Here is an 11,955-nt window from a genome sequence, read left to right on the forward strand (position 1 = left end):
CGCGCGGTAAGCCGCTATTCCTTGACCGCGCCGGTCAGGCTCGAGACGTAATGCTCGACGAAGAAGGAATACATGATCGCCACCGGCAGCGAGCCGAAGAGCGCGCCGGCCATCAGCGATCCCCAGTGGTAGACATCGCCCTCGACCAGCTGCGTCAGCACGCCGACCGGCACCGTCTTGTTCTCCGAGGATGAGACGAAGGTGAGCGCGTAGATGAACTCGTTCCAGGAGAGGGTGAAGGCAAAGATGAAGGCCGAGATCAGGCCCGGTATCGCCAAAGGCAGGGTGATCCGGGCCAGGATCTGAATGCGGCTGGCCCCATCGATCAACGCACACTCCTCCAGCTCATAGGGGATGGACTTGAAGTAGCCCATCATCAGCCAGGTGCAGAACGGAATGAGGAAGGTCGGGTAGGTCAGGACGAGCGCCCAGATCGTATCGTAGAGCCCGAGCTCGACGACGATGGTGGCGAGCGGAATGAACAGGATGCTCGGCGGCACCAGATAGGCGAGGAAGATCAGGAGCCCGACCGTCTGCGCGCCGCGGAACCGAAGCCGGGTGATCGCATAGGCGGCGAGCACGCTGGCGAAGATCGACAGGAAGGTGGCCACCACCGAGACGATCATCGTGTTGATGAGCCAATCCGTGTAGTCGGTGTCGAACAGCAGCTTGTTGATGTTGGCCAGCGTCGGATGCTTGATCCAGAACGGGCTGTGCTCCGACAGATTGTAGAGCTCGTCGTTCGGCTTGAACGTGGTGACGCCCATCCAAACGAAGGGAAACAACAGCACGATCAGGAAGATCGAGAGCGGCAGGTAGACGGTGACCAGCCGGCGGGGCAAGGTCTCGAGATAGGCCATGCCGAGCGTGTCGGTGGCGCTGGGGCGAGCACCGGCGGTGACGGCGGCCTCAGTCATCCTTCTCTCCGTGCTGCCATTTGCGCCGCTGCAGGCCGAAATAGCTGAGCGCGGTGGCGGCAACGAGGAAGGGAATCATCGCCGTCGCGATGGCCGCACCCTCGCCGAGGCGGCCTCCGGGGATCGCGCGCTGGAAAGCGAGGGTTGCCATCAGATGCGTGGAGTTGACCGGACCGCCGCGGGTGATCGCGTAGACGAGCTGGAAGTCGGTGAAGGTGAACAAGACCGAGAAGGTCAGCACCACGGCCAAGATCGGCATCAACAGCGGCGCGGTCACGTGCCGGAAGCGCTGCCAATGCGAGGCGCCGTCAAGCGCGGCGGCCTCGTAGAGCGAGGGCGAGATGGTCTGCAGCCCGGCCAAGAGGCAGATCGCCACGAAGGGGATGCCGCGCCAGACATTGGCGACGATCAGCGAGGCCCGCGCGTGGCTCGGCACGCCGAGGAAATCAATGTACTGGGTGATCAGCCCCATCCGCTCCAGGATGTAGCTGATGATCGAGAACTGCGCGTCGTAGATCCACCAGAACGCCAGCGCCGAGAGCACCGTCGGAACGATGTAAGGAAGCAGCACGATCGCCCGGATCAGCGCCTTGAACGGCATGTTGTGGTTCAGGAGGATCGCTAGCCAGAGGCCAAGGGCGAATTTTGCGACGGTTGCGATGAGCGTGTAGAGAAAGGTGTTGAACACCGACAGCCAGAACACCCCGTCACCGGCGAGCGAGACATAGTTCTCGAACTCGATGAAGATCCCCGGGCCGCCGATCCTGGTGTCGGTGAAGCCGAGCCAGACGCCGAGACCCAAAGGATAGGTCAAGAACATCAGCAACAGACCCGCCGCGGGCAGCATGAACAGGAACGACAGCACATTGCGATCGTCGAGCCAGCGCAGAATACGTTGGCCCGGCGCGACCGCGATGGGGTGAACCAGCGTCGCCATCATTCCTTCCTCGGCAATTCGACCGGATCGAGTATCGGGATCCGGCGCGACGTTCGCGCCGGATCGGCGTCCTTCAATCCTGCCGGCGGACTAGATCTTGTAATAACGCTCCGTCCGCTTCTGCGCCTCGGCGGCGGCGTCCTTCGGCGATTTGTCGCCGCTGCACACGGACGCGAACATGTCGACCACGATGTAATCCGCGAGCGCGCTGGCCGAGGCGTAACCGAGGCTGCCGGAATAGCCGAGCCAGAGACATCGATTGATGACGTCGCGGAACGGCGTGATCTTCGGGTCCGAGGTCCAGATCTTGTTTTTCTCGTAGTACTTGAGCGGGTGACCCCAATAGCCGATCGCGGCTTCGAGGAAGGGGTCGAGCTGCTCCTTCTCCATCATGAAGCGGATGTAGTCCTTCGCCGCATTGGGGAATTTGCAGTATTTGAACAACATCGCCGAGACCATGGTGCAGATCTCGCCGGGCTTGCCCGCCGGTCCGATCGGGTAGGGCGCGTGATCCATATCCTCGGCGATCGCCTTCAAGGCCGGATCGGTCGAGTTCTTCGCGACGTAATAGATCGAGATACCATTCAAGGTGGCGCTGATCTGCCCGTCGAGGAACGCCTTGTTGTTGCTGGGGTCGAGCCAGGACAAGGTGCCGGGAATCATCAGCGGGTAGAGCTGCTTGGCATATTCCAGGGCGGCGATTGTCTCCGGCGCGTTGATGACGACGTTGTCCTTGTCATCGACGAGCTTGCCGCCGTACCCCCAGAGCATCCAATGCACGAAGGTATTGCCGTCGCCCACCGCGTGGCCGAGGGCGAAGCCGACCGGCTTGGTCTTCTCCTTGGCCGCCTGGGCGAATTTGAGGAAGCCCGGGAAATCCAGCGGCATGGTGTCGAACCCGGCGGCCTTCACCATGGATTTGCGATAGTTCAACTTGCCGCCGGCGGCGCCGAGCGGTACCTGGATCCAGTTGTTGCCGCGCTTGCCGTATTTCTGCGCGAGCGGATACCATCCGTCGTATTTCGCCCCGAGATAGTTGGCGACGTCGTTCTGAACGACCAGCTTGTCCGGGAACTGATGGGCGAGATCGTGCCAGCCATAGACGACATCCGCGCCCTTGCCGACATTGGCCGAGACCGCGGTCTTCGGCACTAGATCTTCCCAACCCTCGAAGTCGATCTTTACCTCGATGCCGGTCTGCTGCTGGAACTTCTTGGTGTTCTCGATGAACTGCGTCTCATCGCCCTGGACGAACTTCGAGGGCCGCATGACGCGGAGCTTGGCGCCCTTCTCGGGGACGACTTTCCACTCGGTCGCCTGCGCCTCGGCTCGGCCGGGCAAGCCCAGCGCGCCGCCGGCAGCGGCGCCGGCACCGATCTTGAATACGTCGCGTCTCGAAAAGTCGCTCATCGTGTAAATCCTCCCAAAGTTCGTTGCGGCACGGGGCCTATAGATGCTTGCCCGTGCTTAGGTCGAAAAGATGCACGCTGTCGAGCCGCGGCTGCAGGCGGATCGCCTGGCGCGGCTTGAACTCATGGCGCTCGGCGAAGACGGCGCAGACCGTCGCCCCGGCGATGGTCGAGAAGACGAGGGTGTCGGCGCCCGTCGGCTCCACCACCTCGACCTCGGCATCGACGCCGCCGCCATTGCTGGCGAGGCTCAAATGCTCCGGCCTGACGCCGTAGGTGACCTTATGGCCGTCGCCGGCCTCGACGCTAGCGGGCGCCGGCAGCTTGGTCCCGTCCGCCGTCTCCACCCAGATGCTGTTCCCCTGCCGGTGAAGCGTGCCGGTGAAGAAGTTCATCGCCGGCGAGCCGATGAACCCGGCAACGAAGATGTTGGCGGGATGGTCATAGAGCTGGAGCGGGCTGCCGATCTGCTCGACGATGCCGTCATGCATGACAACGATGCGGTCGGCCATGGTCATGGCCTCGACCTGATCGTGGGTGACGTAGACCGAGGTGGTCTTCAGTCGCTGATGCAGTGCCTTGATTTCGGTGCGCATCTGCACGCGCAGCTTGGCATCGAGATTGGACAAGGGCTCGTCGAACAGGAAAACCTGCGGATCGCGCACGATCGCGCGTCCCATCGCCACGCGCTGGCGCTGGCCGCCGGAGAGCTGGCGCGGATAGCGGTCCAGGAACGGCGTCAGCCCAAGGATGTCGGCCGCCTCGCGCACGCGCTTGTCGATCAGCGACTTCTCGGCCTTTCTCAGCTTCAGGCTGAAGGCCATGTTGTCGTAGACCGACATATGCGGATAGAGCGCGTAGTTCTGGAACACCATGGCGATGTCGCGGTCCTTCGGAGGAACGTCGTTCACCACGCGCCCGCCGATGTGGATTTCGCCCTCGGTGATCTGCTCGAGGCCGGCAATCATCCTAAGCAGGGTCGACTTGCCGCAACCCGATGGACCGACCAGCACGACGAACTCGCTGTCGCCGATGTCGATGTCGACGCCATGAATGACTTTCGTCTGGCCAAACGCCTTATGGACGCCGCGAATGTCTACGGTAGCCATGGGCCTCCCTGTCGAAGCATGGGCGGCGCTGTTCTCATTGTTGATCGCCGCCCGGGGGTGATAACTGCTTGCCTACTTTAGCCTTTCCTTCATGGGGCGGACAACCCTTGATGGCTGGCCTTGATGGCTGGGTGGTCAGCCTGCGGCCGCGGGGGTGGATGCTAGGAGGGAGTGAGGATCACCCCCTCCTTGACCCTCCCCTGAGCCGGCGCCCGGCGCCCGGAAAGAAAGGCTTGGTTGACGCAATTGCGCAACTGGCCCTGGGTCAAATAGGCGAGCGCGGTCTCCACGCCCTTGCGCCGGGCATCGAGCTGGCTCGCCTTGCTCGACCAGGCGGAGTGCGGCGTCAGGATCAGCCGACCGCGCTGCCAGGGCAGGTCTTGGGCGAAGGCATGGACGAGCTTGCCACCTGCTGCGGGCGGCTCCTCTGGCAGCACGTCGAGGGCGGCGGCGGCGATCAGACCCTGCTCGAGGGCCTGGGCGAGCGCGTCCGTATCGACGATGGCACCCCGAGCGGTGTTGATCAGGATCGCATCAGGGCGCATGGCGCGAAATTCCGGCATGCCGATGAGGCGGGTCGTCTCAGGCGTCAAGTGCGCGTGCAGGCTCACCACATCCGCCTCGGCCAAGAGATCGTGCAGCCGCTCGAACCGGGTGACCCCGAGCGCAATCTCCTGGCCGGAGGGCACATAGGGGTCGTAACCCAGGAGCTCGAAGCCGAACGCCTTGGCGCGAAGCAGGGTTGCGGTGCCGATCCGGCCCATGCCGACAGCGCCGAACCGGGTGCCGCGTACCCTGCGGATGGTCGGTGCCAAGGACCAATGCCAGCCCTTCACCGGGTCGGCCTTGAGCTGGGTGTGGCTGGCCACGATGCCGCGGGTCAAGGACAGCATGAGGGCGATCGCGTGGTCCGCTACTTCCGAGGTGCCGTAGTCCGGCACATTGCAGACCGGGATCCCGGCGCGTCCGGCGGCCTCGATATCGATGTGGTCGAAGCCGACGCCGCAGCGAACGATCTGCCGACACTTGAACAGCCGGGCGACGGTGCCGGCGTCGATCGGCACGCCATGCCAGCATAGGATCGCATCGGCCGATTGCCAGGCCTCGTTCGGAATCCGATCGGCGGCATGCTCCCGGAACAAGCGCCAGGCCACCTTGCTGCCTGCCGCCTCGCGCTCGACGACGGCGTCATCGGTGTACTGGAAATCCGGGACCAGGATGCTGAGCGGCTGCGTCACCTCAATGCGACTCCCGGAGCGGCGGCGTGCCGCTCTTGCCCACGAGGAAATCCAGATCGACGCCCTTGTCGGCCTGCAGCACGTGATCGACGTAGAGCTTGGCATAGCCGCGCTTGTGCGGGGTCTGGAAGCCCTTCCAAGCCTTGCGCCGGCGCGCCAGCTCCTGCTCGGTGACGTCGAGATGCAGGCGGCGCTTCTTGACGTCGAGCTCGACCATGTCGCCGTTCTGGACCAGCGCCAGCGGGCCGCCGGCCGCCGCTTCGGGGGCGACGTGGAGGACCACCGTGCCATAAGCGGTGCCGCTCATGCGCGCGTCGGAGACGCGCACCATGTCGGTGATGCCCTTCTTCAGGACCTTCGGCGGCAGCCCCATATTGCCGACCTCGGCCATCCCCGGGTAGCCCTTGGGGCCGCAATATTTGAGGACCATGACGCAGGTCTCGTCGATGTCGAGGTTCGGATCCTCGATGCGTGCGTGATAGTCCTCGATCGACTCGAAGACGACGGCACGGCCGCGATGCTTCATGAGATGGGGGGAGGCGGCAGACGGCTTGATGATGGCCCCCTGGGGACACAGATTGCCCCTCAAGACGGCAATGCCGCCCTGCTTCTTGAACGGCTTCTTCACCGGGAAGATCACCTCGCGGTTCCAGCAAGGCGCGTCCTTGCTGTTCTCCCAGATGGTCTTGCCGTTCACGGTCATCGCATCCTTGTGGAGGTAGTCGCCCATCTCGCGGATCACCGCGGGCAGGCCGCCGGCATAGTAGAAGTCTTCCATGAGGTATTTGCCGGACGGCATCAGGTTGACGATGCAGGGCACATCGTGGCCGAGCTTGTCCCAATCCTCGAGCGTGATGTTGATGCCCATCCGTCCGGCAAGCGCCAGCAGGTGGACGACCGCGTTGGTCGACCCGCCGATGGCGCCGTTGATGCGGATGGCGTTCTCGAAATTCTCGCGCTTCAGCACCTTCGACATCTTGAGGTCGAGCTTCACCATCTCGACGATGCGCCGGCCGACGAGATGCGCCAGCGCGTAGCGGCGGGCATCGGCGGCGGGAATGGCGGCATTCTCGGGCAGTCCCATGCCGATGCTCTCCACCATCGAGGCCATGGTGGAGGCGGTGCCCATGGTCATGCAGTGGCCGGCTGAGCGGGCATTGCCGGCTTCCGCGCTCATGAACTCCTCCAGCGTCATCGCGCCGGCCTTGACCATCTCGTCGAATTTCCAGGTGTGCGTGCCGGAGCCGATATCCTCGTTGCGGTACTTGCCATTCAGCATCGGCCCGCCGGAAAGCGCGACCGTAGGCAAATCGCAGCTCGCAGCCCCCATGAGCAGGGCAGGCGTGGTCTTGTCGCAGCCGACCAGGAGCACCACGCCGTCCATGGGCAGACCGCGGATCGACTCTTCGACGTCCATGCTGGCGAGATTGCGGAACAGCATCGAGGTCGGACGCAGCTGCGATTCCGAATTGGAGAACACCGGGAATTCCGCCGGGAAGCCTCCCGCCTCCCATACGCCGCGCTTCACCCGCTCGGCGATGAGGCGGAAATGCGCATTGCAGGGATTGAGCTCCGACCAGGTGTTGCAGATGCCAATGACCGGCCGGCCGTCGAACACATCGGCCGGCAGTCCCTGATTGCGCATCCAAGAACGGTGGGCGAATCCGTCCTTATCCGCCTTGCCGAACCAATCCTGACTGCGAAGCTTCGATTTGCGAGCGGCCATCGGCGCGTTCTCCCTCGGGAACTGTCTTTGAACGGGATCGTCTATTGGGTGAGAAATCGAGAGGTGAGCTTAGTGAGGCAAGCCTTCCAGCACAATCGGAGCGGTACAAGACCGACCATGCCCGCCGCACCTCGGCTGGCTCGACGCGCCTGCCACTACAATGAAGGAAGCTCGCCCGGCCGAGGCAGGCTCAAGAAGCGACGATGAGCTCGATCGACTGCGCCTCGCGACCCTTCTGGGTCGGCACCACGGCCATGCGCACCCGCTGCCCCGGATCGAGGCTGGCGAGCCCGCAGCGCTGCAAGACGGCCACATGCACGAATACGTCCTTGCCGCCGTCGTCGGCGACCACGAAACCGAAGCCACGGGTGGCGTTGAACCACTTCACTTCGCCATCGAGATTGGTGCGCTCGCCGACCGGCCGCGGGGCGAAGTCGCGCGGCCTGGCCGGGCCCGCAGGACGCCTGGGTTGCGCGGTGGCGGTCGAGGTGTCGACCTCCAGGAGGCGGATCACCTGCGGCCCCTTCAGGCCCTGGGCGATGGCGCAGGTGACGGTGGCGCCCGGCGGCAACTCGGTTATGCCGGCAGTCTGCACGACCTTGGCATGCAGAAACGCATCCGGAGTGCCGTCCTCAGGCGAGACGAAGCCGAACCCTTTGTCTGGATTAAACCACTTAACGGTGGCGCGAACCGCGGGACGCTCGTCCATGGGACGATCCCCGAATAGCGTATCTCTTCTCATCCCTGGCGCCGTTAGATGCGGTCCCGAAACGATGGATAATTGGTTGAAGCTAGCATTGCCACGATCTACTTACAAACATAATTAACAAGGGCCTGCAGTCCCTTGGGGGCTTGAGGAGACTCCCCGGCAGAGCCCGTCCACGGTGCCGCCGGAGGACGCTTTTTTGCTCCCGTCGGGGAGGCATCGGACCCAGCGGCAAGGATGCGATTCGTCCGGTCCCGGTCCGTTGCGGTGGGAGCCCGGCTCGGAGCCGGTTCCACCCGGCGCCGAGGAAAGCCGCCGCAACCGCCATGATCTGCCGCCTCCCAAGGCTGCGGCAGAGGCAAAGCTAGGCACCGGACCCGGCGCCATGGAATCCTGACGCAGGTTCCTGACCCCGAGGCCGGATGGCACACGCTCCGTTCGTTCATCTTCGCGTCCACTCCGCCTATTCGCTCTCCGAGGGGGCGATCAAGCTGAAGGAGCTCGTCGGCCTCTGCCGCAAGCTGGCGATGCCGGCCGTAGCGGTGACCGACAGCACCAACCTATTCGGTGCGCTCGAATTCGCCAGCTACGCGACCGAGGCCGGCATTCAGCCGATCATCGGTTGCAAGCTCGCCCTTCGCCGGGAGAACGGCGAGAAGCGCCATGCTGCGGGCAATGGCAACGGCCATGCGCCGCCGCCCGATGCGCTGGTCCTGCTGGTCCAGTCGGATGCGGGCTGGGCCAATCTGGTGAAGCTGGTCTCCAAGGCGCATCTCGAGACCTCACCCGGAGAGCCGCCGCAGGTGGCTCTGGGCGACCTCGAGGGACGGACCGAGGGGCTGTTGGCGCTGACCGGCGGGCCGGCAGGAACCGTCGGCCGGCTCCTGGCGGAGGGGCAGGGGCCGGCGGCCGAAGCGGTGCTAGGGCAGCTTTCCCACCTCTTTCCCGACCGCCTCTATGTCGAGTTGATGCGCCACGGCCTGCCGGCGGAACGTCGGAGCGAGGCGCCGCTCATCCAGCTTGCCGATACCGCTGGCCTGCCGCTGGTGGCGACCAACGACGTCTATTTCGCCGATGCCGGCATGGCGGAAGCCCATGAGGCGCTGCTGTCGATCGCAAAAGGCACGCTCCTCAGCGATCCCGAGCGCCCGCGCCTGACCCCGGAGCACCGCTTCAAGAGCGCGGCCGAGATGCAAGCCTTGTTCGCCGATCTGCCCGAGGCGATCGACAACACGCTAGCGGTCGCCCGACGCTGCGCCTTCATGCCCGAGAAACGGAAGCCGATCTTGCCGGCGTTTCCGACCGAGGACGGCCGCAGCGAGATCGACCAGCTCCGAGCCGAGGCCGAGGCCGGCCTCGGCAAACACCTGCGACAAGTGCCTGAGGACCAGCATCACGCCTATCGCGACCGGCTCGAATTCGAGCTCGGCGTCATCACCGGCATGGGGTTCGCCGGCTACTATCTCATCGTCGCCGACTTCGTGCGCTTCGCCAAGCGCAGCGGCATTCCCGTGGGCATCCGCGGCTCCGGCGCCGCCTCGGCGGTCGCCTGGTCGCTCAACATCACCGACCTCGACCCGTTGCGGTTCCGCCTGGTGTTCGAACGCTTCCTCAATCCCGAGCGCATCTCGATGCCAGACTTCGACATCGACTTCTGCCAGGACCGGAGGGACGAGGTCATTCGCTACGTCCAGGACAAGTACGGCCACGATCGCGTGGCCCAGATCATCACCTTCGGCAAGCTGCAGGCGCGCGCGGCCTTGCGCGACGTCGGGCGCGTCATGGAGCTGCCATACGGCCAGGTGGATCGAATCTGCAAGCTCGTGCCCAACAATCCGGCGAACCCGATCACCTTGGCGCGCGCGATCGAGAGCGAGCCGGAGCTGCAGCGCCAGCGCGACCAGGACGAGAGCGTCCGCCGGCTCTTGAGCGTGGCGCTCAAGCTCGAGGGCCTCTACCGCCACGCCTCCACCCATGCGGCCGGCATCGTCATCGGCGACCGGCCGCTGGACGAGCTGGTGCCGCTCTACCGCGATCCTCGCTCCGACATGCTGGTGAGCCAGTTCAACATGAAGTGGGTTGAGCCCGCCGGCCTGGTGAAATTCGACTTTCTCGGGCTGAAGACGCTGACCGTCTTGGCCGAGACGGTAAAGCTCGTCGCCAAGCGCGGCATCGACATCGATCTCGCCGCATTGGGCTTTGAGGACGAGGCGGCGTTTGCGCTTCTCGGACGCGGTGAGACGGTCGGCGTGTTCCAGCTGGAAAGTGCCGGCATGCGCGACCTGGTGCGCCAGATGAAGCCCGACCGCATCGAGGACATCATCGCGCTGGTGGCCCTCTACCGGCCCGGGCCGATGGAGAGCATCCCTTCCTACATCAACCGCAAGCGCGGCACCGAGCAGCCGGACTATCTGCATCCCCTGTTGAAGCCGGTCCTGGAGGAGACCTACGGGGTCATCACCTACCAAGAGCACGTGATGGAGATCGCCAAGGTGCTGGCGGGCTACAGCCTGGGCGAGGCCGACATCCTCCGGCGCGCCATGGGCAAGAAGGTCAAGGAGGAGATGGACGCCCAGCGCGAGCGCTTCCTCAGCGGTGCGACCCAGCAGGGCGTGCCTCCGGCCCAGGCCGAGCACATCTTCGAGCTCATGAACAAGTTCGCCGGTTACGGCTTCAACAAGTCACACGCCGCCACCTACGCCCAGGTCGCCTACCAGACCGCCTATCTGAAGGCGAATTATCCCGTCGAGTTCTTCGCCGCGACCATGACCTTGGATCTCGGCAACACCGACAAGCTCAACGGCTACCGACAGGAGCTCTCCCGGCTGGGGGTCAAGCTGCTGCCGCCCGACCTCAACCGCTCCGATGCGGTCTTTGCGGTCGAGCAGCTGCCGGATGGAAAGAGCGCCATCCGCTACGCCTTGGCAGCGGTGCGCAATGTCGGCCGACAGGCGATGACGGCGCTGGTGGCCGAGCGCAAGGAGCGGGGGCCGTTCCGCGACCTGGCGGATTTGGCGCAGCGGATCGATGCCAAGACGTTGAACAAGCGCCAGCTGGAGAATTTGGTGGCGGCGGGCGCCTGCGACGGCCTCAATCCAAACCGCGCCCAGGCCTATAAGGCGGTCGACCTCATCTTGAGGCATGCCTCCGCGGCCGCCAGCGACAAGGATACTAGCCAGACCAGTCTGTTCGCTGGCGCCGATGCCCCGGCCGCCCGCCTGTCGCTGCCGCTTGAGACCGAATGGCCGACCATGGAGCAGCTCAAATACGAGTTCGACGCCATCGGCTTCTACCTCTCTGCGCACCCGCTCGATGCCTACGGCGCCAGCCTGGAGCGGATCGGGATCGTGCGCTCGAGCGAGCTCGGGCAGCGGGTCGCGCATGAATCAGCCCGCCTCAAGCTCGCCGGAATCGTCATCGCCAAGCAGGAGCGCACCTCGGCGCGCACCAGCAACCGCTACGCCTTCGTCAGCTTCTCTGACCAGACCGGCGTGTTCGAGGTGACGTTGTTCTCTGAGATCCTGGCGCAGAGCCGCCCCCTCCTGGAGAGTGGCACACCGCTCCTGGTCACTCTCGACGCCCGCGCCGAGGGCGATGGCGTCAAGCTGACCGCGCACAAGATCGAGCCTTTGGATGCCGCCGTCGCGCATGCGGCCCAGGGCCTGAAGATCTATCTGCGCGACCCCAAGCCGCTGCCGGCGATCCGCGGCGTCATGCAGCGGGCCAAGCAGGGTCGCGGCCGGGTCCGGCTGGTCCTGGATGCCGGCGGCGCCGAGGTCGAAGTGGCGCTGCCCGGCCTCTATGCCATCGGTGCCGAGACCCGCGGCGCGGTCAAGGCGGTGCCCGGCGTGATCGAGGTCCGGGACCTGTAGGCGCGGGAGGCGATCGCCGCCCCGCCCTTGTCAAAGCCGGC

At 64.9% G+C, this 11,955-nt stretch carries 8 protein-coding genes; 1 reads left to right on the plus strand and 7 read right to left on the minus strand.

Translation table 11 applies throughout. The features are described 5' to 3' along the window. Positions 1-14: 14 nt before the first annotated feature. From HY058_06175 to HY058_06205, 7 genes are all read right to left on the minus strand, one after another. Positions 15-860, minus strand: coding sequence for a carbohydrate ABC transporter permease (locus tag HY058_06175; protein MBI3496870.1), 846 nt, complete (start codon positions 858-860; stop codon positions 15-17). A gap of 49 nt (positions 861-909) precedes the next feature. Then, entirely contained in the window at positions 910-1,854 is a 945-nt protein-coding gene (locus HY058_06180; protein MBI3496871.1) for a sugar ABC transporter permease, read from the minus strand. Positions 1,855-1,944: 90 nt separating this feature from the next. Then, entirely contained in the window at positions 1,945-3,264 is a 1,320-nt protein-coding gene (locus HY058_06185; GenBank protein MBI3496872.1) for a carbohydrate ABC transporter substrate-binding protein, read from the minus strand. 37 nt (positions 3,265-3,301) lie between these two features. Beyond that, positions 3,302-4,372, minus strand: coding sequence for a sn-glycerol-3-phosphate ABC transporter ATP-binding protein UgpC (gene ugpC, locus HY058_06190; GenBank protein MBI3496873.1), 1,071 nt, complete (start codon positions 4,370-4,372; stop codon positions 3,302-3,304). A 161-nt stretch (positions 4,373-4,533) separates the two neighbouring features. Beyond that, the gene (locus tag HY058_06195) at positions 4,534-5,715 is read right to left on the minus strand and encodes a C-terminal binding protein (protein ID MBI3496874.1); all 1,182 of its coding nucleotides are present in this window, start codon (positions 5,713-5,715) and stop codon (positions 4,534-4,536) included. After that, positions 5,612-7,336 carry a dihydroxy-acid dehydratase gene (locus HY058_06200; GenBank protein MBI3496875.1) on the minus strand — a complete coding sequence of 575 codons (1,725 nt, stop codon included), beginning with the start codon at positions 7,334-7,336 and terminating at the stop codon, positions 5,612-5,614. Before HY058_06200 ends, HY058_06195 begins: the two co-directional genes overlap by 104 nt. Positions 7,337-7,526: 190 nt before the next feature. Next, positions 7,527-8,045 (minus strand): cold shock domain-containing protein, encoded by a 519-nt coding sequence (locus tag HY058_06205; protein MBI3496876.1) that lies wholly within the window; start codon positions 8,043-8,045, stop codon positions 7,527-7,529. 419 nt (positions 8,046-8,464) lie between these two features. On the opposite strand from HY058_06205, the gene dnaE reads away from it, so the two are divergent. Beyond that, positions 8,465-11,914 (plus strand): DNA polymerase III subunit alpha, encoded by a 3,450-nt coding sequence (dnaE, locus tag HY058_06210; GenBank protein ID MBI3496877.1) that lies wholly within the window; start codon positions 8,465-8,467, stop codon positions 11,912-11,914. Positions 11,915-11,955 lie beyond the last annotated feature (41 nt).

This window comes from Pseudomonadota bacterium (assembly GCA_016195085.1).
In the GTDB taxonomy this organism is placed as follows: domain Bacteria; phylum Pseudomonadota; class Alphaproteobacteria; order SHVZ01; family SHVZ01; genus JACQAG01.